Consider the following 23,959-nt stretch of genomic DNA (forward strand, 5'->3'; position numbering starts at 1 on the left):
GCGCGCACGCTCGCTGCTTCTTCGTCGCCGCGACGGGGCCCTCTAGGCCGGCTCCTCGTCGCGGTGTGTGTCGTGCCCGGCTGACAGCCCGCCGAGACCCGCGATGAAGGACCACCCCATGAGCAGCCAGAGCCCCGCCGTGCCGATGCCCACCGCGGCCGTCGCACCGGCCCCCGCCGCCGGGCGCAACCCGCAGCAGCCCTCGGGCATGCCGGCGCACCGGTACCGCCCGTTCCACGAGCAGATCCGCGTCGATCTCCCCGACCGGACGTGGCCCGACAACCGGATCACCCGCGCACCGCGCTGGTGCGCCGTCGACCTGCGCGACGGCAACCAGGCGCTCATCGAGCCGATGAACCCCGCGCGCAAGCTCGAGATGTTCGAGCTGCTGGTGGACATGGGCTTCAAGGAGATCGAGGTCGGGTTCCCCTCGGCGTCGCAGACCGACTACGACTTCGTGCGGATGCTCATCGAGGAGGGGCGCATCCCGGACGACGTCGTCATCCAGGTGCTCACCCAGGCGCGCGAGCACCTCATCGAGCGCACGTACGAGGCCATCGCCGGTGCCAAGCAGGCGATCGTGCACCTGTACAACTCCACGTCGGTGCTGCAGCGCGAGGTCGTGTTCCGCAGCGACGAGGACGGCATCGCCGACATCGCCGTGTCGGGTGCACGGTTCTGCCGCAAGTACGAGGAGCTGATCCCGGACACCGAGGTGCTGTACGAGTACAGCCCCGAGTCGTACACCGGCACCGAGCTGGAGTACGCGGTGCGTGTGTGCAACGCGGTCCTCGACGTGCTGGAGCCCACGCCGGACCGGCCGGTCATCATCAACCTGCCCGCCACGGTCGAGATGGCCACGCCGAACGTGTACGCCGACTCGATCGAGTGGATGAGCCGGCACCTGCACCACCGCGAGTCGGTCGTGCTCTCGCTGCACCCGCACAACGACCGCGGCACGGCCGTGGCCGCCGCCGAGCTGGGCTACCTGGCCGGCGCGGACCGCATCGAGGGCTGCCTGTTCGGCAACGGCGAGCGCACGGGCAACGTCGACCTCGTCACCCTCGGCATGAACCTCTTCAGCCAGGGGATCGACCCGCAGATCGACTTCTCCGACATCGACCGGATCCGCCGCACCGTCGAGCGCTGCAACCAGATGCCGGTCGCCGAGCGGCACCCGTACGGCGGGGACCTGGTCTTCACGGCCTTCTCGGGGTCCCACCAGGACGCCATCAAGAAGGGCCTCGACGCGATGGAGGCCAAGGCCGCCCGCACGGGCCGCAGCGTCGACGAGGTCGAGTGGGCGGTGCCGTACCTGCCGATCGACCCGAAGGACGTCGGCCGCAGCTACGAGGCGATCATCCGCGTGAACTCCCAGTCCGGGAAGGGCGGGATCTCCTACCTGCTGAAGTCCGAGAAGGACCTGGACCTGCCGCGCCGGCTGCAGATCGAGTTCTCGCAGGTCGTGCAGCGCCACACCGACCAGCACGGCACCGAGGTCACGGCCGACGACCTCTGGTCCATCTTCAGCGACGAGTACCTGCCGGCCCTGCCCGAGGGCCCGTTGGAGCCGTGGGGCCGGTTCGCGCTGCGCGGGACGCGTGCCACGAGCACGGAGGGCGGCCAGGACACCCTCGAGGTGGACCTGGTCGACCGCGGCGTCGAGCGCACGCTGCGCGGCACGGGCAACGGCCCCGTCGCGGCGTTCGTGGCGGCGCTGCGCACGGCGGGCGTCGACGTGGCCGTGCTCGACTACGCCGAGCACGCGCTGTCGGCCGGTGGCGACGCCACCGCTGCCGCGTACGTCGAGTGCGCGATCGGCGACGACATCCTGTGGGGGGTGGGCATCGACCCGTCCATCACGACCGCGTCGCTCAAGGCGATCGTCTCGGCCGTCAACCGGCACGAGCGCTGACGCACCGGCGCGACGCCCGCCCGGTCCCCGCGCGGCGGGGCCCGGGCGGCGCGCGGGCGTGGCTGCCCACGACGTCACCTGCGCGCCGCGACCGGTCGTGTCGGCGACGCGGGGGACAATGACCTCGTGAGCCTCTACCGCGACGAGGCGATCGTCCTTCGTACCCACAAGCTGGGGGAGGCCGACCGCATCGTGACCCTCCTGACGCGCGAGCACGGCAAGGTGCGCGCGGTCGGCAAGGGCGTGCGCCGCACCACGTCGCGGTTCGGCTCGCGGCTCGAGCCGTTCATGCACGTCGACGTGCAGCTGAGCACCGGGCGCAACCTCGACGTGGTGACCCAGGTGGAGACGGTCGGGTCGTACGGGCGCCAGGTGTGCGAGGACTACTCCCTGTACACCGTCGGCACCGTGATGCTCGAGACGGCCGAGCGGCTGGTCGAGGCCGAGCGGGAGCCCTCGGTGCAGCAGTACCGGCTGCTGGTGGGGGCCGTGCGGGCGCTCGCGACGCGGGCGCACGCCCCCGGCCTGGTGCTCGACTCCTACCTGCTGCGCGCGCTCGCGGTGGCGGGCTGGGCGCCGAGCTTCACCGACTGCGCCCGCTGCGGTGCGCCGGGTCCGCACCACGCGTTCGCCCCGGCCGTGGGCGGCGCCGTGTGCGGCGCGTGCCGGCCGCCGGGCGCCGCGGCACCGGCCCCCGAGACGTTCGCGCTGCTCGCCGCGCTGCTGTCGGGCGACTGGGCGGTGGCCGACGCGAGCGCCGAGCGGCACCGGGCCGAGGGCAACGGTCTCGTGGCCGTGTTCTGCCAGTTCCACCTCGAGCGCCGGCTGCGTTCGCTGCCGATGGTCGAGCGGGTCTGACGCCACCGCCCGCCGCGGCGCACCGCGCCTCCGGTCGTGGGTGGCACGATGTGGACGTGCCTCGCGAGATCGTCCCGCCCTACCCGCACCCGTCCGGCGCCCGCCCGCCGCAGATCCCGCGGGAGCTGGTGCCGCGGCACGTCGCGGTCGTCATGGACGGCAACGGTCGCTGGGCCAACGCCCGCGGGCTGCCGCGCGTCGAGGGGCACCGCGCCGGGGAGGCCTCGCTGCTGGACGTCGTGGCGGGGGCGATCGAGATCGGCGTGCAGCACGTGTCGGCGTACGCGTTCTCGACCGAGAACTGGTCGCGCTCGCCCGACGAGGTGCGCTTCCTCATGGGCTTCAACCGCGACGTGCTGCGCCGCCGCCGGGACCTCATGGACTCCTGGGGCGTGCGCGTGCGGTGGGCGGGGCGTCGCCCCCGGCTGTGGCGGTCGGTGATCAACGAGCTGGAGACCGCGGAGCGGCAGACGGCGGGCAACTCGACCTGCACCCTGACGATGTGCGTCAACTACGGCGGGCGGGCCGAGATCGCCGACGCCGCGCGTGAGATCGCGCGTGAGGTCGCGGCGGGCCGGCTCAACCCCGAGCGGGTGACCGAGAGGACCGTTCAGCAGCACCTCGACGAGCCCGACCTGCCGGACGTCGACCTGTTCGTGCGGTCGTCGGGGGAGCAGCGCATCTCGAACTTCATGCTGTGGCAGTCGGCGTACGCCGAGCTGGTCTTCCTCGACGAGCCGTGGCCCGACGTGGACCGTCGGCACCTGTGGCGTGCGGTCGAGACGTACGCGCGCCGTGACCGACGGTACGGCGGCGCGGTGGACGCACCCGCCACGTCCTGACGTGTCGGTGGTCGGCCGTACCGTCGTCGCCATGGAGCTGACGATCGGGATGGTCACGGTGGACACGCACGACCCGCAGGCGCTCGCTGCCTGGTGGGCGCAGCGCACGGGCGGGAGCGTCCAGGCCCACGGCGACGACTTCGCGGTCGTCGTGCGCCCCGACGGCGGTCGTCCGGCACTCGGCTTCCAGAAGGTCGACGTCCCCACGCCGGGCAAGAACCGCGTGCACCTCGACCTCGAGGCGCCGGACGCGCAGGTCGCGGTGGCGGAGCTGGTCGCGGCGGGCGCGACGCGCGTCGCGGACCACGGAGAGCCCGACGGGTTCTCCTGGGCGGTGCTCGCCGACCCGCACGGCAACCAGTTCTGCGTGTCGACGGTGCACACCGGCTGACTGCCGGGTCCCGTGCGCGGCGCCCCGGTGGGGTGCTCGCCTCAGTGGTGCTCGGGGACGGCCGCCCGCTCGGTCTGGGCGATCTCGGGTGCCGTCGCAAGGTGCGGCTCGGCGCGCCGGCGACGGCCGACGACCACGGCGCGCGCCACCGCGAGCACGACGAGCGCCAGCGCCGCCACGCCCCACGGGGAGCCGGCGGCGAGCGACAAGGCGCCCCAGACCGCGCCGATCCCGACCGTGCCCCAGATGATCGCCCACATCACGGCCCCGGGGATGGACGCGAGCGTGAAGCGCAGGTAGGGCATGCGCAGGACCCCGGCGCCGACGAACACGGCGGTCTGGACGCCGACGGTGACGTACGCGAGCGTGACCGCGATCCACCCCCACCGGTGCACCAGGGCGACCCCACGACGGGCGGAGGGCGTCGAGGCCACACGGGCCGTGCGCTCGACCGTCCGCTGCCACCACCGCGGGCCGTGACGCCGCTCACCCTCGAAACGTGCACCGCGCTCGACACCGCGGCCCGCCCAGTACGTGAGGTGGGACCGCGCCATCACGATGCCGAAGAGGCACACGAGCGCGACGGCGACGGGCATCCCGTCGAGGCCGTACTCGGCCAGCACCTCGGTCGACGTCATCGTTCGATCGTACGTCCGGCGTCGGGCCGCCTCACCGGCCGGTGGTCCCGGTCCCGCGGGACGTCTCCGGCGCGCAGGCCGGGTCCGTCGCGGGCACGAGGACGTCGTCCGACACGTCCGGGTGCGGGTCGCGCCCGGCAGCCCGACGGCGGGCCACCAGGGGGTGCGCGACCGCCGCGGCCGCGTACAGGACGATCGCGAGCACGACGATCGTCGCGCCCGGCGGCACGTCGTTCCAGTAGGTGATCAGCAGGCCCACGACGCTCACCGTGACCCCGATGCCGCTCGCGAGCAGCATCGTGCGCCCGAACGACCGCGACAGGATCTGGGCCACCGCCACCGGCACGATCATCAGGGCGCTGACCAGCAGCAGCCCCACGACGCGCATCGAGATCGTGACCGTCAGCGCGGCGAGCGCGGCGACGACCATCGACAGCGCCCGCACGGGCAGCCCGCTGGCGCGCGCGAACTCCTCGTCGTGGCTCACCGCGAACAGCGCCCAGCGCAGGCCGACCCCGACCACCAGGACGAGCACCGCCAGCGCCGCGGTCCACCACAGGTCGCCCGTCGACACCGTGGAGATCGACCCGAACAGGTAGCTCATGAGGTTCGCGTTGGTACCGCCGGCGACCTTGATGAGCAGCACCCCGCCGGCGATGCCGCCGTAGAACATGATCGCGAGGGCCAGGTCGCCGCTGGTGCGGCCGCGCTCGCGGACCAGCTCGATGACGACGGACCCGACGAGCGCGGCGACGACCGCACCGGGCACCGCGAGGGCGTCGACGGGGGAGACCGCCGCCCAGCTGCCCACGAGCCAGCCGAGGGCCACCCCCGTGAGCGCGACGTGCCCGATGCCGTCACCCATGAGCGCCATGCGGCGCTGGACGAGGAACGTGCCCACGACGGGTGCCGCCGCACCGACGAGGACGGCCGCGAGGAGCGCACGCTGCATCAGCGGCGAGGCCAGCAGCGTGACCACCTGCTCCCACCCGGTCACGGCGTCATCTCCAGCGTCAGGTCGGGGCCGTCGGTGGGCGGCTCGGGGTCGGCGTGCGGGTGCGTGTGGTCGTGGCCGGCCTCGCCGTGCTCCCCGCGGGCGGGCGGCGGGGGGCCGTCGTGCACGACCCGCCCGTGCCGCAGCACGACCGAGCGGTCGATGAGCGGGGCGAACGGGCCGATCTCGTGCAGGACCACGACGACGGTGGTCCCCGTGTCCCGCAGCCGGGACAACGTGTCGACGAACGTGCGCTGCGTGGGCAGGTCGATGCCGGACGTGGGCTCGTCGAGCACCAGGAGCCGGGGCTCGCGCACCAGGGCGCGCGCGATGAGCACGCGCTGCTGCTGGCCGCCGGACAGCTCCTGCACCCGGCGGTCCCGCAGGTGCGCGACCCCGAGCGCGTCGAGCGCGGCGAGCGCCCGCGGTCGCCGGTCGCGGGGCGGGCGCAGCCGACGGCCGTGCAGCATCCCCGAGACGACGACCTCGAGGGCCGTGGTGGGCACGCCCCCGGCCGCGGCCATCCGCTGCGGCACGTACCCGACGCGGTCCCAGCTCACCTCCGGCCCGAGCGGTGCGCCGAGCAGCCGGATCGTCCCCGACACGTGCGGGACGACGCCCAGCAGCGCCCGGACCAGCGTCGACTTGCCGGACCCGTTGGCGCCCAGCAGTGCGAGCACCTGGCCGGTGGGCACCGCCAGGTCGACGCCGCGGACGATGGGCTGGCCGCCGAGGGTCACGTGGACGCCGGCGGCCTCGATCGCGTTCACGAGCAGGACAATGCCACGCGCAGGGCGTCGAGGTTGGCCTCGGCGATCGAGAAGTAGTCCTGCGAGTCGTCCGTCACACCCTCGATCGGGTCGAGCACGGCCGCCTCGACGCCGAGGTCCGCGGCGAGGGTCTGCGCGACCTTGGGCGACGCGAGCGTCTCGAAGAAGATCGTCGTCACACCCTCGTCGCGCACGACGTCGCCGACCTCCCGCAGCCGCGCCGGGGAGGGCTCGGCCTCCGGGTCGATGCCCGAGATGCCTACCTGCTCCAGGCCGTAGCGGTCCGCGAGGTAGCCGAAGGCCTCGTGCGAGGTGACCAGGACGCGGCGCTCGCAGCTGGCCAGGGCGGCGGCGTACTCCTCGTCGAGGGCGGTCAGACGGTCCACGAGCGCGTCGGCGTTGGCCCGGTAGGTCGCTGCACCGTCGGGGTCGATGTCCGACAGCGCGTCGGCGACCGGCCCGGCGAGGGCGGCCAGGCGTGTCGGGTCGAGCCAGAAGTGGGGGTCGAGGCCGTCGTGGTCGTGCCCGTCGTCCGCGTGCTCGTCATCGGCGTGCTCGTCGTCGGAGTGCCCGTCCTCCGCGTGCCCGTCGTCGTGCGTCGCGGCGCTGTCGAGGTCCGCCCGGTCCGCCGCGTCGACGACGTGCTCGGGCGAGGTCTGCGCGACGGCGTCGTCGACCGAGGGCTGGAAGCCGGACTGGAGGACGACGAGGTCCGCGGCGTCGAGCGCGGCGACCTGCGCGGGCGACAGCTCGACGTCGTGCGGCTCGGCGCCGGGAGGGGTCAGGGAGTCGACGTCGACCCGGTCGCCCCCGACCTCCTCGAGCACCATCTGCAGGGGGTAGAAGGACGCCAGCGCGTGCACCTTCCCGTCGTCCCCCGACGTCGACGCGCACGCCGACAGCGCGAGGACGGGCGCGACGAGCGCGGCGAGGAGGGCAGGGCGACGGTGGTGCGGGGACATGAGACCGATTCTCAATCCTGTCGAGAACCGTTGTCAAAACAGCGGCGCGACGGGAAACCGTGTGCGGCGCCCGGTCGGGCGACCGATAACCTGGGCTGCTGTGCCCCGCGGCACCCAGCCGCGGACGTCCTCGACCCAGGAGAAACCCACCGTGGCTGCCGCACCGTCCCGTCTCGAGTCCGTCGTCTCCCTCGCCAAGCGCCGGGGCTTCGTGTTCCCGAGCGGTGAGATCTATGGGGGCACCCGCTCCGCGTGGGACTACGGCCCGCTGGGCGTCGAGCTCAAGGAGAACATCAAGCGCCAGTGGTGGCGCGCGATGGTCACGAGCCGCGACGACATCGTCGGTCTCGACTCCTCGGTCATCCTGCCGCGCCAGGTCTGGGTCGCCTCGGGCCACGTCGGCGTCTTCACGGACCCGCTCACGGAGTGCCTGTCGTGCCACAAGCGGTTCCGTGAGGACCACCTCCTCGAGGAGTTCGAGGAGAAGAAGGGCCGCGCGCCCGAGAACGGCCTCGGCGACATCGCGTGCCCGAGCTGCGGCACCCGCGGGCAGTGGACCGAGCCGCGCGACTTCAACATGATGCTCAAGACCTACCTCGGCGCGGTGGAGGACGAGTCCGGCCTGCACTACCTGCGGCCCGAGACCGCGCAGGGCATCTTCGTGAACTTCAAGAACGTCTACACCGCCGCCCGCATGAAGCCCCCGTTCGGCATCGGGCAGATCGGCAAGTCGTTCCGCAACGAGATCACGCCCGGCAACTTCATCTTCCGCACGCGCGAGTTCGAGCAGATGGAGATGGAGTTCTTCGTCGAGCCCGGCACCGACGAGACGTGGCACCAGTACTGGATCGACACGCGCACCGACTGGTACGTCGACCTCGGCATCGCGCGCGAGAACCTGCGGCACTACGAGCACCCGGCCGAGAAGCTGTCGCACTACTCCAAGCGCACGGTCGACATCGAGTACAAGTTCGGCTTCACCGGCAGCGAGTGGGGCGAGCTCGAGGGCATCGCCAACCGCACCGACTTCGACCTCGGGACGCACTCCGAGCACTCGGGTCAGGACCTGTCGTTCTTCGACCAGGCCAAGAACGAGCGCTACGTGCCGTACGTCATCGAGCCGGCGGCCGGCCTGACGCGCTCGCTCATGGCGTTCCTCGTCGAGTCCTACACCGAGGACGAGGCGCCCAACACCAAGGGCGGGGTCGACAAGCGCACGGTCCTCAAGCTGGACCCGCGCCTCGCCCCGGTCAAGGCCGCGGTGCTGCCGCTGTCGCGCAACGAGCAGCTCAGCCCCAAGGCGCGTGACCTCGCTGCCGAGCTGCGCAAGAACTGGAACGTCGAGTTCGACGACGCCGGCGCGATCGGTCGCCGCTACCGCCGCCAGGACGAGATCGGCACGCCGTTCTGCATCACGGTCGACTTCGACACGCTCGACGACCAGGCGGTGACGATCCGCCACCGCGACGACATGTCGCAGCAGCGTGTCGCGCTCGACCAGGTCACCGGCTACCTGGCGCAGCGGCTCGTCGGGGCCTGACGCCGGCACGACACGACGGCGGTCCTCCCCGGAGGGCCGCCGTCGTCGTCCCCGCACCACCCGCGGACGACGCACCCCTGGCGATCGAGATGTGCGGTCTGCGCACGTCGTCCGTCCTCAGAGCGCGGCGCCCATCGCACGCAGCTCCGCGACGACCTCGTCCACCGCCGGCCCGCCGAGCCACACGCCCAGCTGGCCGGGCGTCACGGGCAGCCCGTTGACGTAGGTCGAGCCGTCGGCGCCGACGAACACCACCCAGGACGCACCCGAGACGGACCCGCCGCGCGGGACGGTCCCGGTCAGGTCGGGGAGCGACGGGTCGCCGGCCACCGCGTAGAGCTGCGCGCCGGTGCCCGAGGGGTCGGGGAACGTCGGGAGCTCGACCACGTGGCGGACCTCCCCGCCCGCGTCGGGGACGCCGTACGAGAAGGTCAGCGCCACCCGGGCTCCGGGCATCCAGGCCGGGACCGCCCCCATCGTGATCTCGAGCGCGTCGCCCGGCACCCCCAGGGACGTCGACGCCTGCGAGGGGTAGCCGTTGCCCGGGCCGTGGTCGCGCACGTCGGCCTGCGCGTCCCACTCGAGCTCCAGCGAGGCGACGCCCGCGTCGGACCCCGGGTCGCCCGCCGCGAACGGGACGCTCGTCCGGGTGCCCCACCGCACGGGCTCGTCCCCGACCACGAGGTGCTCGCCGCTCGCGGACAGGCCGGTGAGCCACCACGTCGTGCCGTCGGGCGCCGTGGTCGCGGCGGGGGACCGGGTGGCCCGGAGCGTCGGGGCGAGGGCGACGACGTCCGGGGTCGGCTGCGGGGCGGCCGTCGACGACGGGACGGGGCCGGTCGGGGCCGCGGGCAGGGCTGGTGCGCGGTCCGGCAGGGCGGTGGCCCCGACCGCGACGGCGACCACCAGCACCGCGGCGCCCCCCAGCACCCCGGCCCGCCGCGTGCGGGACCGGCGGCGCCCGAGCCGGACGGTCTCGACGGGGTCGAGCGACATGTGCGGCGCGCGGGACGCGGCCCGGTGCAGGGCGTCGGCGAGCTCGTCGGCGGCGCGGTTCATCGGTGGCTCCTCCGGGCGGCGGACGACACGGCGCCGTGCGCGCCGTCGTCGTGGGGGTCGAGGGTGCTGCGCAGGGACGCGAGCGCGCGGGACGACGTCGACTTGACGGTCCCGACGCTGATGCCGAGGTCGTCGGCGACCTCCTGCTCGCTCAGGCCGACGAGGTGACGCAGCACGACCACCCGCCGTTGCCGTGGTGTGAGTCCCGCGAGCGCCCGCACGACCTCGTCGCGGTCGTCCGGCCCCGGGTCGGGGGCTGCGCCCGCGTCGGGCAGGTCGACCGGGGAGGTGAGGACCTCACGGCGGCGCCGCCGCCACGTGTCGGTGCGCAGGTTGACGAGCGTCCGGCGTGCGTAGGCGGTGGGGTTGCCGCCGCGAACCCGCGGCCAGGCGACGTACGTGCGGACGAGCGCCTGCTGCGTCAGCTCCTCGGCACGGTGGGCGTCGCCGACCAGCAGCCACGCCGTGCGCAGCAGGTCGGGGCCCGCGGAGAGCATGAAGGCGGTGAACTCGTCGTCGTGGGCGGTGCGGACGCGTGCCGGGGACGCCGGGCGGGGCACCACCGGGATCGACTCGCCCGTCCGGTCGGCCGGGGCGGGGTCACCGGGTGGCTGGTGCACGCGTGTCGTCGTCACGACCGGTCAGACGCACGACCGGTACCGCAGGTTGCGTGGCGGGGCGCGCGGTCACCCGGACGGCTGCCGGACGCGGCGCTGGGGCATGCCCGGACGTTACCGTGCGCCCCGCGTGCGCCCCCGCGTGCGCAGCCGTGCGGACCGTACGGACGGTGCGGGCCCGCCCACGGCGGCGCGGCCTGTCGCCCGCGGGCGACAATGGTCGGGTGCTGCCCACCGAGACGACGTCCGACTCCCCGGCCTCCGTGCTCCCCCCGCTGCGGATCGGCCCGATCACCGTCGACACACCGGTCGTGCTCGCGCCCATGGCCGGCGTCACCAACGCGGCGTTCCGTCGCCTGTGCCGCGAGTCCGGCGCCGGGCTGTACGTCGCCGAGATGCTCACGAGCCGCGCGCTGGTCGAGCGCAGCCCGGAGTCGTTCCGCATCATCGCGTTCGAGCCGGACGAGGTGCCGCGCTCCGTGCAGGTGTACGGGGTCGACCCGGCCACCGTCGGTGCGGCCGTGCGCCTGCTCGTCGAGGAGGACCGCGCCGACCACGTCGACCTCAACTTCGGCTGCCCGGTGCCCAAGGTCACCCGTCGCGGCGGGGGAGCGGTGCTGCCCTGGAAGCGGGACCTGTTCGCGTCCATCGTCCGGGCCGCCGTCGACGCGGCCCGTCCCGCGGGCGTGCCCGTGACCGTCAAGATGCGCAAGGGCATCGACGAGGACCACCTGACGTACGTCGAGGCGGGCCTGACCGCGCAGGACGCGGGCGTCGCCGCCGTGGCCCTGCACGGGCGCACCGCGGCCGACTACTACTCCGGCACGGCTGACTGGGACGCGATCGCGACGCTCAAGCAGGCGGTGACGGACATCCCCGTGCTCGGCAACGGCGACATCTGGTCGGCCGAGGACGCCCTGGCGATGGTCGCCCACACCGGCTGCGACGGCGTGGTCGTCGGACGCGGCTGCCAGGGCCGGCCCTGGCTCTTCGCCGACCTCGCCGCGGCCTTCGCGGGCTCCGACGCCCGCGTGCGGCCGACGCTCGGTGAGGTCGCCCGCGTGCTGCGGCGTCACGCCGAGCTCATGGTCGACCACTTCGGCGAGGAGTCGAAGGCGCTGCGCGAGATGCGCAAGCACATGGCGTGGTACCTCAAGGGGTACGTGGTCGGCGGGGAGCTGCGCGCGCAGCTCGGGCTCGTGTCGTCGCTGGCCGAGCTCGACGACCTGCTCGCGCGGCTCGACCTCGACCAGCCGTACCCCGGCGACGCGGCCGAGGGGCCGCGTGGTCGTGCGGGCTCGCCCAAGCGCCCGATCCTCCCGTACGGGTGGCTCGACTCCCGCGAGCTGTCCGACGAGTTCCGTCGTGACCTGCACGAGGCCGAGCTGTCCGTCTCGGGCGGCTGACCCACCCCCGACACCTCTCGACGCGCGCGGAGCCGTGCAGGCCTGCAGACTGCAGCCCGTGCGGACCATGGGTGTGGAGGAGGAGTACCTGCTGGTGGACGCCGACGGCGTGCCCACCGGTGTGGCCGAGGCGGCGGTGCGCGCCCACGAGCAGGGCGGCGGGGAGGCCGCCGACGAAGGGCCCCCGGGCGGTGGCCTCGAGAAGGAGCTGCAGGAGCAGCAGGTGGAGACGGGCACGCACCCGTGCCTCGAGCTCGACGAGCTGGCGGCCGAGGTCCGGGAGGGGCGCGCGCGGGCGTCGGCGGCCGCGCTGCAGGCCGACGGCCGGCTCGTCGCCGTCGCGACGTCCCCGATGTCCGGCCCGACGACGCTGTCGCGCGGCGCGCGCTACGAGGCCATGGCGCAGGCGTACGCGCTGACCGTCCGCGAGCAGCTCACCAGCGGCTGCCACGTGCACGTCTCGGTGGCCGACGACGACGAGGGCGTCGCAGTCCTCGACCGCATCGGCCCGTGGCTCCCGGTGCTGCTCGCGCTGAGCGTCAACTCCCCGTACTGGCACGGGGAGGACACAGGGTACGACTCGATCCGGTCGCAGATGTGGAACCGCTGGCCCACCGCGGGGCCCACCGCGCCGTTCCGCACTGCCGACGCGTACCGGCGGGCCGTCGCCGGACTCGTCGAGTCCGGCGTCGCGCTCGACCCGGCGATGATGTACTTCGACGCCCGCCTCTCGCCGCGGTACCCCACGGTCGAGATCCGGGTGGCCGACGTGTGCCTGCGCGCCGACGACGCCGTCCTGGTGGCGGCGCTGTGCCGCGCGCTGGTGGAGACGGCCTCGCGGCAGGCGGCCGACGGCGTGCCGCCGTCGCACGACCGGGTCGAGCCGTTGCGCGCCGCGACGTGGCGGGCGGCACGCTCGGGCCTCGGGGGCGACCTGCTGCTGCCGCCCTTCATGACGCCCGTGCCGGCGCGCGACGCGGTGGCGCAGCTGCTCGACCACCTGCGCCCGGCGCTGGTCGACAGCGGCGACCTCGCCACGGTCCAGGAGCTCCTGGCGCAGCTGTGGCAGCGCGGGACCGGCGCCGCCGAGCAGCGCGCGTGGGCCCGGGAGGGCGGCCTGCCGGCCGTCGTCGAGAACGCCGTGGCAGCGACCATCGCCTGACGCACGCACGGCCCGGGCGGCCGCCGCCGCCCGGGCCGTCGCGCGCGGTGCGTCAGGGCAGGCGCAGCCAGGCCGTCGTCGCCGCCGGCAGCACGCCGTCGGCGAGCGGGCCGGAGGCCAGCAGCACCTCGGCGTCCAGGGGCAGCGCGACGTCGACGTCGTCGAGGTTGGCCAGCACGACGACGCGGCCGTTGCGGAACGCCAGCACGTGCTCGCGGGCCGGGGAGTCCAGCCACTGCAGGCCGCCGGCGCCGAGGTTCTCGTCGCGACGCAGCCGCAGCGCGGCCCGGTACAGCTCGTACGTCGAGCCCTCGCGGCCGCGCTGGCGGTCGACCGCCAGGTCGGCCCACTCCGCGGGCTGCGGGAGCCACGTCGCACCGGTCGGCGAGAAGCCGAGCCCCGGGGCGTCACCCTCCCAGGGCAGCGGCACCCGGCAGCCGTCGCGGCCGCGCTCGGCGCCGCCCGTGCGGAAGAACGCCGGGTCCTCGCGCAGGTCGTCGTCCAGCGCGGTGTGGTCCGGCAGGCCCAGCTCCTCGCCCTGGTACACGTACGCCGAGCCGGGCAGCCCGAGCATGAGCAGCGAGGCGGCACGCGCGCGCTGCAGGCCCAGCCCGGCGTCCGGCTGCTCGTCGCCGTGGCCGATGCCGTTCGGCCGGTGGGTCGGGTCGCCGAGCCCCATGCGCGATGCGTGCCGGACGACGTCGTGGTTCGACAGCACCCACGTGGTGGGCGCCCCGACGGCGTCGTTGGCCTCGTACGAGGCGGTGATGACGCGGCGCAGCGACGGCGCGTGCCACCCCGCGGCCAGGAACGCGAAGTTGAACGACTGGTGCGCCTCGTCGGGCCGCACGTAGCGCGCCAGGCGGCTCAGCGGCTCGACCCACGCCTCGGTGACCATGGCACGGTCGCCGTCGTAGGTGTCGAGGATGCGGCGCCAGGCGCGGTAGATCTCGTGCACGCCCTCCTGGTCGAACATCGGGCCGTGGTTGCCCGAGCCGTCCACGTCGTCGACGGCGTGCGACCCGTCGCTGCCGTCGATCATCGCGACGTGCCCGTCCCAGTCCGGCAGCCCGGGGGCCTTGACCATGCCGTGGGCGACGTCGACGCGGAAGCCGTCGACGCCCCGGTCGAGCCAGAACCGCAGCACGTCGGCGAACTCCGCGTGCACCTCGGGGTTGTCCCAGTCGAGATCCGGCTGCTTGCTGTCGAACAGGTGCAGGTACCACTGGCCGGGCGTGCCGTCGGGGTCGGTCGTGCGCGTCCACGCGGGGCCGCCGAAGATCGACTCCCAGTTGTTGGGGGGCAGCTCACCGTGCTCGCCCTCCCCGTCGCGGAAGTGGTAGCGGGCCCGCTCGGGCGACCCGGGGCCGGCCGCCAGCGCGGCCTGGAACCACGCGTGCTCGTCGGACGTGTGGTTCGGCACGAGGTCGACGATCACGCGCAGGCCCAGCTCGTGGGCGCGGGCCACGAGGGCGTCAGCGTCCGCGAGCGTGCCGAACAGCGGGTCGACGTCCCGGTAGTCCGCCACGTCGTACCCGGCGTCCGCCTGCGGCGAGCGGTAGAAGGGCGAGAGCCAGACCGCGTCGACCCCGAGCTCGACGAGGTGGTCGAGACGCGCCGTCACACCCGGCAGGTCGCCGATGCCGTCGCCCGAGGCGTCCGCGAACGAGCGCGGGTAGACCTGGTAGATCACGGCGTGGCGCCACCACTCGGTGCGGGTGTCGGGCCGGTGTGCGACGAGGTCGGGGGTGAGTGCCGCGAGGGTCACGGATGGCCTTCCTGAGGGGGCAGGGGAGCAGTGCTACGAGGAGGTGGTGCGGGTGGCCGCGGGCGCGCGGAGGCGCGGGGGCGCCCGGCCGCGGGCGCGACAGCTCAGCGTGCGGCGGACGCGACGGCGCCGGTGTCGTCCGTGGCGGGCGGGGCGCTCGCGGGCGCGGTGCCCGTCGACCCGCGCACGACCAGCTCGGGGTGGAACAGCATCTCGGTGCGCGGGGCCGCGCTCCCGGTGATCTCGGCGACGAGCGCCGAGACGGCCGCGTGCCCCATCGCGGGCACGGGCTGCCGGACGGTCGTCAGCGGCGGGTCGGTGAACGCGATCAGCGGCGAGTCGTCGAACCCGACGACGGACACGTCCTCGGGCACGCGCAGCCCCAGGGAGCGGGCGGCGCGCACGGCACCGAGCGCCATGAGGTCCGATCCGCACACCACGGCGGTGTGCCCGGACTCGAACAGCTGGGTCGCTGCCGCCCGGCCGCCCTCCACGGTGAACAGGGTGGACACGACGTGGGCCTCGGGGTCGGTGACGCCCAGGCGCTGCTCGATGAGCGTGGCGAAGGCGTCGCGCTTACGCTGCGAAGGGACGAACCGCGTAGGCCCGACGGCCAGCCCGATCGCGCGGTGACCGAGGGAGTGCAGGTGACGCAGCGCCTGATCCATCGCGGCGGTGTCGTCGGTCGACACGGCTGGGGCGTCGACGCCCTCGGCGTACCCGTTGACCAGCACCAGGGGGACACCCCGGCCGCGCAGGCGGTGGTACCGGTCCTTGCTGGCCGCGGTGTCGGCATGCAGGCCGGACACGAAGACGATGCCGTCCACGCCGTGGTCCAGCAGCAGCTCGACGTACTGGTCCTCCGTGGTGCCGCCGGGGGACTGGGTGCACAGCAGCGGGGTGTACCCGCGGTCGCTGAGCATGGTCTCGATGACCTGGGCGAAGGCGGGGAAGACGGGGTTGGACAGCTCGGGGACGATGAGCCCGACGAGGCCGGCGGAGCGCATGCGCAGCTTCTCGGGCCGCTCGTAGCCGAGCATGTCCAGGGCCGTCAGCACGGCCTGGCGTGCCTGGGCGGAGACGCCGGGCTTGCCGTTGAGCACGCGCGACACGGTGGCGGTGCTGACCCCGGCCTGCTCGGCCAGGTCCGTGAGTCGTGTGCGCACAGTCGGCAGCGTAGTCGGGGGCACCGGACCTCCTCGTCCCGTCGCGCGGTGGATCTCCGCGGCCTGCGTGAAACTGGAACCTGAAAGTTACCGTAACGACTTGCAAGGAGGGCTGCAACGCGCATACCGTTTCAGCAACGGCCGACAACGGTGATGCGCCGGACGTCGGGCAGGTCGAACGACACATCAGGAGACAACAAGATGCGACGAGGCATCCCGGCCGCTGCGTTCACGCTCGGCCTCGCGCTGACGCTCACGGCGTGCAGCGGTTCCAGCGACGAGCCTTCGGGCGACGCCACCACCGGCTCGGCCGGTTCGGGTGACGCGCTCGTGGTCTGGGTCGACGAGACCCGGCAGGCTGCGGTCGAGCAGGCCGCCGAGGCGTTCGAGTCCGAGAACGACGTCGACGTCGAGGTGGTGCTCAAGAACTTCGAGGACATCCGCGCCGACTTCCTGGCGCAGGTCCCGACCGGTGAGGGCCCCGACATCACGGTCGGCGCGCACGACTGGCTCGGCGAGTTCACCACCAACGGCGTGGTGGCCCCCATCGAGCTGGGCGACAAGACCGCCGACTTCGAGGAGGTCGCGATCGAGGCCTTCACGCAGGACGGCCAGGTCTACGGCCTGCCGTACGCGATCGAGAACGTCGCGCTGATCCGCAACACCGCGCTGGCCGCCACGGCGCCGGCGACGTGGGACGAGGCGATCGCCGCGGGCCAGGCCGCCGGCACGCTGTACCCGTTCCTCATCCAGACCGGGACCGAGGGCGACCCCTACACGTACTACCCGCTCCAGACGTCCTTCGGAGCCCCCGTCTTCGTGCAGAACGACGACGGCTCCTACTCCACGGAGCTGGGCATGGGCGGCGCGCAGGGCCAGGCGTTCGCGACGTGGCTGCAGACGCAGGGCCAGGCGGGCGTGCTGTCCACCGACATCACGTACGACATCGCCGTCGAGGCGTTCAAGAACGGTGAGTCGCCGTTCATCATCGGCGGTCCGTGGATGATCGAGCAGTTCGGCGACCTCGAGCTGTCGATCGACGCCATCCCGTCCGCGGGTGGTGAGCTCGCCCAGCCGTTCGTGGGCGTGCAGGGCTTCTACGTGTCGGCGCAGAGCGAGAACGCGCTGCTCGCGAACGACTTCCTCGTCAACTCCATGGCGACGGACGAGGCGCAGCTCGCGCTGTACGAGGCCGGCAACCGTCCGCCGGCCCTGAAGTCGGCCGCCGAGCAGGCGTCCGCGGACCCGATCACCGCCGGCTTCGCGGCCGTCGGCGCCGAGGCCGTGCCGATGCCGTCGATCCCCGAGATGGGCTCGGTCTGGGCCTTCTGGGGAGTCACCGAGGCGAACATCATCTCCGGCGCGGCCGAGCCCGTGGCCGCCTGGGACAAGATGATCGCCGACATCCAGGGAGCGATCGGCTCCTGACCCGACACCGGCCGTACCGCGGGAGCCGTCCCGCGGTACGGCCGACCCGGTCCGCGGACCGTCCGCGGGCCACCGTCCCGGCGCACCGACGCGCCGACCGACTGCACGGAAGGCGCGCGATGGCCACGCACCCCACCCTCGCCGGTGACACCACGGACCCCTCCGGGGCCGCGGGCGGACCGACCCCCGGGACCTCCGGTCCCGTGGTGACCGACCACGGGCGTCGCCCGCGGGAACCGTTCCGTGTCGGCGTGCTCGTGAAGATCGCGCTCATGGCGGTCGTCAACGCGCTGGGCGTGTACGGGATCCTGGCCGCCTGGCGCGAGGGTCACATGGGGATCCTCGCGGCCATGGTGGTCCTGGTCCTCGTCGCCGACTGGGTGTACTTCTCGCGGCGCACGCTGCCGCTGAAGTACGTCCTGCCCGGCCTGGCGTTCCTGCTCGTGTTCCAGGTCTACGTGGTCGGGTACACGGGATGGGTCGCCTTCACCAACTACGGCGACGGGCACAACTCGACGAAGGAGCAGGCCGTCGAGGCGCTGCTCATCCAGAACGAGCGCCGCGTCGAGGGCTCGGCGACCTACCCCCTCACCGTCATCGAGCGGGGCGGGCAGCTCGGCTTCGCCATCGTCGAGGACGGCGAGGCGCAGGTCGGCACGGCCGAGGAGCCGCTGCGGGTGGACGACGCCGCGACCGTGGACGACGGCCGCGTGACCGAGGTCCCCGGTGCCACCGTGCTCAGCCGGCAGGAGGTCCTCGCGCGCCAGGGTGACGTCACCAAGCTGCGGGTCCCGCTGTCCGACGACCCGGAGGACGGCTCGATCCGGACGCAGGACGCCCGCACCGGCTTCGTGTCCATCCCGTCCCTCGAGTGGGACCCCGAGGCCGACACGATGACCGACGTCACGACGGGCACGGTGTACCGCGCCACGTCGGACGGCACGTTCCGCTCCGACGACGGCCAGCAGCTCAACGTCGGCTGGCGCGTCATGGTCGGCCTGGACAACTTCAAGACCGCCTTCGCGGACGAGCGCTACGCCGGACCGTTCGTGAAGATCCTGCTGTGGACCTTCGCGTTCGCGATCCTGTCCGTCGTCTCGACGTTCCTGCTCGGGCTCTTCCTCGCCATCACGTTCAACGACACGCGGTTGCGCGGCCGCAAGATCTACCGGACGCTGCTGATCTTCCCGTACGCGATCCCGGCCTTCCTCGCCGCTCTGCTGTGGTCCGGCATGCTGAACCGGTCGTACGGCTTCATCAACCAGGTGCTGCTCGGGGGAGCGGCGATCCCGTGGCTCACGGACCCCTGGCTGGCCAAGCTCTCGGTCCTGGGTGTCAACCTGTGGCTCGGCTTCCCGTACATGTTCCTCATCTGCACGGGGGCGCTGCAGTCGCTGCCGGCCGACGTGCTCGAGGCCGCGAAGGTCGACGGGGCCAGCGCGATGCGCACGTGGCGCTCCGTCACGCTGCCGCTGCTGCTGGTCTCGACGGCACCGCTGCTCATCTCGTCGTTCGCGTTCAACTTCAACAACTTCACCCTGATCTACATGCTGACCAAGGGTGGACCGCGGTTCCCCGACGCGTCGGTGCCGCTCGGCCACACCGACATCCTCATCTCGATGGTGTACTCCGTGTCCGGGCTGGACGGGACGGCGGCGAAGAACTACGGGTTGGCGTCAGCGCTGTCCATCGTGATCTTCGTGATCGTCGCGACCATCTCCGCGATCACGTTCAAGCGGACGAAGCAGTTCGAGGAGATCAACTGACATGGCCACCACCGACGTCACGCTCCCGACCCGCACCCCCTCGAGCGCGGCGCAGCCGCGCATGCGTCCCGCCCGCTGGCTCCGTGAGCTGGGGTGGCGGCACGTCGTCGGCGTGCTCTTCGTCCTCTACGCGATGTTCCCGATCGTCTACGTGATCTCGGCGTCGCTCTCCGAGGGCGGGACGCTGACCGGCTCCAACGAGCTGTTCTCGTCCGTCAGCACCGCGAACTACGAGGCGCTCGGCGGGACGCTGTTCTGGACCTGGCTCGCCAACTCGTTGCAGATCGCGATCGCGACCGGGGTCGGCACGGTGCTCATGGGAGCGGCGGCCGCCTACGCGTTCTCGCGCTTCCGGTTCACCGGGCGGCGTGCCGGCCTGACGGCCCTGCTGATCGTCCAGATGTTCCCGCAGATGCTCGCGTTCGTCGCGATCTTCCTGCTGCTGATCGCGCTGGGCAACGTCGTGCCGGTGCTCGGCCTCAACAGCAAGCTCGCCCTGATCGCGGTGTACCTGGGTGGCGCGCTCGGCGTGAACACCTTCCTCATGTACGGGTTCTTCAACACCGTCCCGCGCGAGCTCGACGAGGCGGCGAAGATCGACGGCGCGACGCACGCCCAGACGTACTGGACGATCATCCTGCGGCTGGTCACGCCGATCCTGGCCGTCGTCGCGCTGCTGTCCTTCATCAGCACCTTCGGCGAGTTCATCATCGCCCGGCTCGTGCTGCAGTCGGAGGCGAACTGGACGGTCGCCGTGGGGCTGTACGGCTGGGTGTCCGCGCTGCTCGAGGCCAACTGGGGTCTGTTCGCCGCCGGTGCCGTCATCTCGGCGCTGCCCGTGCTCGTCCTGTTCCTCTTCCTGCAGAAGTACATCGTGGGCGGGCTGACGGCGGGCGCCGTCAAGGGCTGAGCACGCGGGCCCCGGACATCTACGCTGGGCACGTGACAGCACTCGACCACCTCGCCCCCGACGTCGACGGGTACGCCGACGCCGACCGGGAGCGGTGGGTGCACGAGGGGGTCAAGTCGCGCGAGCGCACGCCGTTCGAGCGCGACCGGGCCCGGCTCGTGCACTCCTCGGCGCTGCGGCGGCTCGGCGCCAAGACCCAGGTGCTGGGCCCGTCCTCGGACGACTTCGTGCGCACGCGCCTGACGCACACGCTCGAGGTGGCGCAGGTCGGGCGCGAGATCGGCAAGGCGCTGGGGTGCGACCCCGACGTCGTCGACAGCGCGTGCCTCGCGCACGACCTGGGTCACCCGCCCTTCGGGCACAACGGCGAGCGGGCGCTGGCCGAGCTGGCGCGCGGCATCGGCGGCTTCGAGGGCAACGCCCAGACGCTGCGGCTGCTCACGCGGCTGGACCCCAAGGTGGTCGCGCCCGACGGCCGGTCCGTCGGGCTGAACCTCACGCGCGCCAGCCTCGACGCGTCGGTCAAGTACCCGTGGCGCTACGGTCAGGGGCCGATCAGCCCCGCCAGCGGTCGCCCGACCCACAAGTTCGGGGTCTACGAGGACGACCTGCCGGCGTTCGAGTGGCTGCGCGCCGACGCGCCCGCGGGCCGCAAGTGCCTCGAGGCCCAGGTCATGGACCTGGCCGACGACATCTCGTACTCCGTGCACGACGTCGAGGACGCGGTCGTCGGCGGCCGGCTCGACCTGGGCGTGCTGACGCGCCCCGACGAGCGGGCGCGCGTCGTGGAGGCCGTGGACACCTGGTACGGGGCGCAGGTCACCGGCGCGGAGCTCGAGGCCGCCATGGACCGCCTCGTCGCCGCGCGGCTGTGGGAGGCGGGGTTCGACGGGTCGCGGCGTGCGCTGGCCGTGCTCAAGGACGCGACGAGCCAGCTCATCGGCCGGTTCGCCAAGGCGGCCCAGCAGGCGACGCGGGCCCGCTACGGCGACGGTCCGCTCACCCGTTACGCCGCCGAGCTCGTCGTGCCGCACGACACGCTCGCGGAGATCCTCGTGCTCAAGGGCCTGGCCGTCGCGTACGTCATGGCGCCCCGGGAGCTCGAGCCGCTGTACCAGCGCCAGCGCGAGATCCTCACCGACCTCGTGCACGTGCTCACCGACCGCGGGCCGGACGCCCTGGAGCCGCCGTTCGCCGCGGACTGGCGCGCGGCCGACGACGACGCCGGTCGCCTGCGCGTCGTCGTCGACCAGGTCGCCTCCCTGACGGACGTGTCGGCGGTCGGGCTGCACGCCCGGCTGGTGCACCCGCCGCGGCACTGAGCCGCCGTCAGTCGCCGGCGTCCAGCGGCCAGACGGGCCGGACCTCGATCCGCCCGGCGCGGGCCATGGGGTGCGCCGCGGCGACCGCCAGGGCCTCGTCCAGGTCCGCGGCCTCGATGACGTCGTACCCCGCGATCTGCTCACGGGTCTCGGCGAACGGTCCGTCGGTCAGGACGACCCGGTCGCCCCGGCGGCGGACCGTCGTGGCCGCCTCGACGGGACGCAGCCGGTCGCCGTGCCGCCAGATGCCGCGGGCGTCCACGTCGGCGCCCCACTGCTCGATCGTCAGGTCGTCGGGTGCGGGCTGCTCACCCTCGGGGTCGGTGCAGATGAAGAGCAGGTACTCCATGTCGGCCTCCTCGTGCCGGGCGCGGATCGCCCGTCACCGCCATGACGCGCGGCGCGCAGGACATTCGACACCATGCGGACGCCCACGGCGAGGGGCGTCCTGGACGCGTCCGGGCAGGTCCCGTGGACGCCTAGACTCACGCACGTGGCCGGACGGATTCTGCGGGAGGACGTGGAGGCCGTCCGTGAGCGTGTGCACATCGAGGAGGTCGTCGGCGCGCACGTGGCGCTGCGGCCCGCGGGTGTCGGCTCCCTGAAGGGCCTGTGCCCCTTCCACGACGAGCGGTCGCCGTCGTTCCACGTGCGCCCCCAGGTGGGCCGGTACCACTGCTTCGGGTGCGGTGAGGGCGGCGACGTCATCGCCTTCGTCCAGAAGGTCGACGGCCTGGGGTTCACGGACGCCGTGGAGTACCTGGCCTCACGGGCGGGCATGCAGCTGCGGTACGAGGAGGGCGGAGGCCCGTCGCGCCCCGGCGAGGAGCCCGGACGGCGTCGGCGTCTGCTCGACGCGCACCGCATCGCCGAGGAGTTCTACCGCGAGCAGCTCGTGCAGCCGCAGGCAGCCGCCGCCCGGGCCTTCCTCGCCGAGCGGGGCTTCGACCGCTCCGCCGCCGACGACTTCGGTGTCGGGTTCGCCCCGCAGGGCTGGGACGCGCTGCTGCGGCACCTGCGCGGGCGGGGGTTCACCGAGGCCGAGCTGACGGCCTCCGGGCTCGTCAGCCAGGGCCAGCGGGGCATCTACGACCGGTTCCGCGGCCGCCTGGTGTGGCCCATCCGCGAGGTCACGGGGGAGACGGTCGGGTTCGGCGCCCGGCGCCTCTTCGACGAGGACAACGGCCCGAAGTACCTCAACACCCCCGAGACGCCGCTGTACCGCAAGTCCCACGTGCTCTACGGCATCGACCTGGCGAAGCGGGAGATCGCCCGCGAGAAGCAGGTGGTCGTGGTCGAGGGCTACACCGACGTGATGGCCATGCACCTGTCCGGGGTGCGCACCGCGGTCGCCACGTGCGGCACGGCGTTCGGGCCGGACCACGCCCGGATCGTGCGGCGCCTCGTCGGTGACTCCGGCGGTGCCGCCGGCGTGCAGCTCGCGGGCGGCTCGTCCGTGGGCGGCGAGATCGTCTTCACGTTCGACGGCGACGCCGCCGGCCAGAAGGCCGCCCTGCGCGCGTTCGGCGAGGACCAGGCCCTCACCGCCCAGACGTTCGTCGCCGTCGAGCCGTCCGGCATGGACCCGTGCGACCTGCGCCAGGCCCGTGGGCCGGACGCCGTGCGTGCGCTCGTGTCCTCCCGGCAGCCGCTGTTCGAGTTCGTCATCCGCTCGACGCTCGCCGCGCACGACCTGCGGACCGCCGAGGGGCGCGTGGCGGCCCTGCGTGCCACGGCTCCGGTCGTGGCGGGGATCCGCGACTCCGCCCTGCGCCCGGAGTACGAGCGGCTGCTGGCGGGCTGGCTGGGCATGGACGACGTCACGGGGGTGCGCCGTGCCGTCGCCGACGCCGCCCGCCGCGGGCCGCGGCCGGGCGCGCGACCGACGGAGCGCGACGCGGGACGCCGGTCCGGGGAGGCGGGACCGACACCCGTGCCGGTGGCGCGCATGGCGGCACCGGACCGGAGGGACCCCGTCGCCCAGGTGGAGCGGACGGCGCTCGAGGTGGTCCTGCAGCACCCGACGCTGGTCCCGCCGGAGTTCGACCAGCTCGCACCGGACGCCTGCACCGCACCGGCCTACCGGGCGGTGCACGAGGCCGTGCGCGCGGCGGGGGGCGTCGCGGCCGCGCAGGGGGTCGTGGCCGCGGGCGGCGGGACGGCGTGGGTCGGGGCCGTGATCGACGAGGCCGCCGAGCCCGTGCACGCGCTGCTGACCGAGCTGTCGGTCGCGCCCCTGCCCGAGGACCGACCCGACGCCCTGCCGGCGTACGTGCGCGGCGTGGTGCTGCGCCTGGTGGACATCGGGATCACGCGCCGCATCGCGGACGTCCGGGGCAGGTTGCAGCGCCTGGGCGCCGACGCCGACCCCGCCGAGCAGCGCGCCCTGCTGGGTGAGCTCATGGAGCTCGAGGCACAGCGCCGGTCGTTGCGCAGCGCCTGACC

The 23,959-nt window shown here is 73.5% G+C and carries 21 protein-coding genes; 12 read left to right on the forward strand and 9 right to left on the reverse strand.

From position 1 onward, the window contains the following. Positions 1 to 118: 118 nt before the first annotated feature. The 4 genes from leuA (at position 119) to J1G43_RS08550 (ending at position 4,006) form a co-directional block, all read left to right on the forward strand. Entirely contained in the window at positions 119 to 1,915 is a 1,797-nt protein-coding gene (gene leuA, locus J1G43_RS08535) for a 2-isopropylmalate synthase (RefSeq protein ID WP_372434902.1), read from the forward strand. A gap of 126 nt (positions 1,916 to 2,041) precedes the next feature. After that, positions 2,042 to 2,773: a DNA repair protein RecO gene (recO, locus tag J1G43_RS08540; protein ID WP_207341066.1), complete on the forward strand. Its 732-nt coding sequence runs from the start codon at positions 2,042 to 2,044 to the stop codon at positions 2,771 to 2,773. Between the two features lie 56 nt (positions 2,774 to 2,829). Beyond that, complete coding sequence (locus J1G43_RS08545) at positions 2,830 to 3,615, forward strand: isoprenyl transferase (protein WP_207341067.1); 786 nt, start codon at positions 2,830 to 2,832, stop codon at positions 3,613 to 3,615. A 31-nt stretch (positions 3,616 to 3,646) separates the two neighbouring features. Next, a complete protein-coding gene (locus tag J1G43_RS08550; RefSeq protein ID WP_207370580.1) occupies positions 3,647 to 4,006 on the forward strand; it encodes a VOC family protein in 360 nt (119 codons plus the stop codon). Positions 4,007 to 4,047: 41 nt separating this feature from the next. On the opposite strand, the gene J1G43_RS08555 is transcribed toward J1G43_RS08550, so the two are convergent. From J1G43_RS08555 to J1G43_RS08570, 4 genes are read right to left on the reverse strand one after another with little or no spacing between them, the layout of a single operon-like run. Then, a complete protein-coding gene (locus tag J1G43_RS08555) occupies positions 4,048 to 4,644 on the reverse strand; it encodes a DedA family protein (protein WP_207341069.1) in 597 nt (198 codons plus the stop codon). Positions 4,645 to 4,675: 31 nt separating this feature from the next. After that, positions 4,676 to 5,641, reverse strand: a complete 966-nt coding sequence (locus tag J1G43_RS08560) for a metal ABC transporter permease (RefSeq protein ID WP_249670555.1) — start codon at positions 5,639 to 5,641, stop codon at positions 4,676 to 4,678. Continuing rightward, positions 5,638 to 6,408 (reverse strand): metal ABC transporter ATP-binding protein, encoded by a 771-nt coding sequence (locus J1G43_RS08565; RefSeq protein ID WP_207341070.1) that lies wholly within the window; start codon positions 6,406 to 6,408, stop codon positions 5,638 to 5,640. Before J1G43_RS08565 ends, J1G43_RS08560 begins: the two co-directional genes overlap by 4 nt. Then, positions 6,405 to 7,370 (reverse strand): metal ABC transporter substrate-binding protein, encoded by a 966-nt coding sequence (locus tag J1G43_RS08570; RefSeq protein WP_207341071.1) that lies wholly within the window; start codon positions 7,368 to 7,370, stop codon positions 6,405 to 6,407. The genes J1G43_RS08565 and J1G43_RS08570 overlap by 4 nt, the downstream gene beginning before the upstream one ends. 151 nt (positions 7,371 to 7,521) lie before the next feature. Here J1G43_RS08570 and J1G43_RS08575 point away from each other — a divergent pair, with 151 nt between their 5' ends. Continuing rightward, positions 7,522 to 8,910 carry a glycine--tRNA ligase gene (locus J1G43_RS08575; RefSeq protein WP_207341072.1) on the forward strand — a complete coding sequence of 463 codons (1,389 nt, stop codon included), beginning with the start codon at positions 7,522 to 7,524 and terminating at the stop codon, positions 8,908 to 8,910. 117 nt (positions 8,911 to 9,027) lie between these two features. On the opposite strand, the gene J1G43_RS08580 is transcribed toward J1G43_RS08575, so the two are convergent. Together J1G43_RS08580 and J1G43_RS08585 are read right to left on the reverse strand one after the other, a co-directional pair. After that, positions 9,028 to 9,969 carry a hypothetical protein gene (locus J1G43_RS08580; protein ID WP_207378329.1) on the reverse strand — a complete coding sequence of 314 codons (942 nt, stop codon included), beginning with the start codon at positions 9,967 to 9,969 and terminating at the stop codon, positions 9,028 to 9,030. Then, on the reverse strand, positions 9,966 to 10,589 hold the full coding sequence (locus tag J1G43_RS08585) for a SigE family RNA polymerase sigma factor (RefSeq protein ID WP_207370578.1): 624 nt from the start codon (positions 10,587 to 10,589) through the stop codon (positions 9,966 to 9,968). The genes J1G43_RS08580 and J1G43_RS08585 overlap by 4 nt, the downstream gene beginning before the upstream one ends. Before the next feature lie 224 nt (positions 10,590 to 10,813). Between J1G43_RS08585 and dusB the strand changes: the two genes are divergently transcribed. Together dusB and J1G43_RS08595 are read left to right on the forward strand one after the other, a co-directional pair. Further along, positions 10,814 to 11,992, forward strand: coding sequence for a tRNA dihydrouridine synthase DusB (gene dusB, locus J1G43_RS08590; RefSeq protein WP_207378454.1), 1,179 nt, complete (start codon positions 10,814 to 10,816; stop codon positions 11,990 to 11,992). A 67-nt stretch (positions 11,993 to 12,059) separates the two neighbouring features. Beyond that, positions 12,060 to 13,154: a glutamate--cysteine ligase gene (locus J1G43_RS08595; RefSeq protein ID WP_207378455.1), complete on the forward strand. Its 1,095-nt coding sequence runs from the start codon at positions 12,060 to 12,062 to the stop codon at positions 13,152 to 13,154. A 52-nt stretch (positions 13,155 to 13,206) separates the two neighbouring features. Here J1G43_RS08595 and J1G43_RS08600 read toward each other — a convergent pair whose 3' ends face one another. Both J1G43_RS08600 and J1G43_RS08605 read right to left on the reverse strand, forming a co-directional pair. Further along, the gene (locus J1G43_RS08600; RefSeq protein ID WP_207378330.1) at positions 13,207 to 14,922 is read right to left on the reverse strand and encodes an alpha-amylase family glycosyl hydrolase; all 1,716 of its coding nucleotides are present in this window, start codon (positions 14,920 to 14,922) and stop codon (positions 13,207 to 13,209) included. A 104-nt stretch (positions 14,923 to 15,026) separates the two neighbouring features. Next, positions 15,027 to 16,088 carry a LacI family DNA-binding transcriptional regulator gene (locus J1G43_RS08605; RefSeq protein ID WP_249670554.1) on the reverse strand — a complete coding sequence of 354 codons (1,062 nt, stop codon included), beginning with the start codon at positions 16,086 to 16,088 and terminating at the stop codon, positions 15,027 to 15,029. Positions 16,089 to 16,289: 201 nt separating this feature from the next. On the opposite strand from J1G43_RS08605, the gene J1G43_RS08610 reads away from it, so the two are divergent. From J1G43_RS08610 to J1G43_RS08625, 4 genes are all read left to right on the forward strand, one after another. Next, positions 16,290 to 17,516, forward strand: a complete 1,227-nt coding sequence (locus J1G43_RS08610; protein ID WP_207341076.1) for an extracellular solute-binding protein — start codon at positions 16,290 to 16,292, stop codon at positions 17,514 to 17,516. Positions 17,517 to 17,635: 119 nt separating this feature from the next. Beyond that, positions 17,636 to 19,282, forward strand: coding sequence for an ABC transporter permease subunit (locus J1G43_RS08615; RefSeq protein WP_207341077.1), 1,647 nt, complete (start codon positions 17,636 to 17,638; stop codon positions 19,280 to 19,282). A gap of 1 nt (position 19,283) precedes the next feature. Continuing rightward, positions 19,284 to 20,192: a sugar ABC transporter permease gene (locus J1G43_RS08620; RefSeq protein WP_207341078.1), complete on the forward strand. Its 909-nt coding sequence runs from the start codon at positions 19,284 to 19,286 to the stop codon at positions 20,190 to 20,192. A gap of 32 nt (positions 20,193 to 20,224) precedes the next feature. Further along, positions 20,225 to 21,514, forward strand: a complete 1,290-nt coding sequence (locus J1G43_RS08625) for a deoxyguanosinetriphosphate triphosphohydrolase (protein WP_207341079.1) — start codon at positions 20,225 to 20,227, stop codon at positions 21,512 to 21,514. Between the two features lie 7 nt (positions 21,515 to 21,521). Here the strand turns inward: J1G43_RS08625 and J1G43_RS08630 are convergent, their stop codons facing one another. After that, on the reverse strand, positions 21,522 to 21,863 hold the full coding sequence (locus J1G43_RS08630; RefSeq protein WP_207341080.1) for a YciI family protein: 342 nt from the start codon (positions 21,861 to 21,863) through the stop codon (positions 21,522 to 21,524). Positions 21,864 to 22,007: 144 nt separating this feature from the next. Here J1G43_RS08630 and dnaG point away from each other — a divergent pair, with 144 nt between their 5' ends. Beyond that, positions 22,008 to 23,957: a DNA primase gene (gene dnaG / locus J1G43_RS08635; RefSeq protein ID WP_207341081.1), complete on the forward strand. Its 1,950-nt coding sequence runs from the start codon at positions 22,008 to 22,010 to the stop codon at positions 23,955 to 23,957. The last annotated feature ends 2 nt before the right edge of the window (positions 23,958 to 23,959 follow it).

Source organism: Cellulomonas sp. zg-ZUI22 (genome assembly GCF_017353535.1).
Taxonomy (GTDB): Bacteria; Actinomycetota; Actinomycetes; order Actinomycetales; family Cellulomonadaceae; genus Cellulomonas; species Cellulomonas wangleii.

Bases quoted from the DNA above. Each gene is read 5' to 3' on its own strand.
- leuA (WP_372434902.1), top strand. From the start codon at position 119: ATGAGCAGCCAGAGCCCCGCCGTGCCGATGCCCACCGCGGCCGTCGCA.
- J1G43_RS08550 (WP_207370580.1), top strand. From the start codon at position 3,647: ATGGAGCTGACGATCGGGATGGTCACGGTGGACACGCACGACCCGCAG.
- J1G43_RS08555 (WP_207341069.1), bottom strand. From the start codon at position 4,644: ATGACGTCGACCGAGGTGCTGGCCGAGTACGGCCTCGACGGGATGCCC.
- J1G43_RS08570 (WP_207341071.1), bottom strand. From the start codon at position 7,370: ATGTCCCCGCACCACCGTCGCCCTGCCCTCCTCGCCGCGCTCGTCGCG.
- J1G43_RS08580 (WP_207378329.1), bottom strand. From the start codon at position 9,969: ATGAACCGCGCCGCCGACGAGCTCGCCGACGCCCTGCACCGGGCCGCG.
- J1G43_RS08595 (WP_207378455.1), top strand. From the start codon at position 12,060: ATGGGTGTGGAGGAGGAGTACCTGCTGGTGGACGCCGACGGCGTGCCC.
- J1G43_RS08610 (WP_207341076.1), top strand. From the start codon at position 16,290: ATGCGACGAGGCATCCCGGCCGCTGCGTTCACGCTCGGCCTCGCGCTG.
- J1G43_RS08615 (WP_207341077.1), top strand. From the start codon at position 17,636: ATGGCCACGCACCCCACCCTCGCCGGTGACACCACGGACCCCTCCGGG.
- J1G43_RS08620 (WP_207341078.1), top strand. From the start codon at position 19,284: ATGGCCACCACCGACGTCACGCTCCCGACCCGCACCCCCTCGAGCGCG.
- J1G43_RS08630 (WP_207341080.1), bottom strand. From the start codon at position 21,863: ATGGAGTACCTGCTCTTCATCTGCACCGACCCCGAGGGTGAGCAGCCC.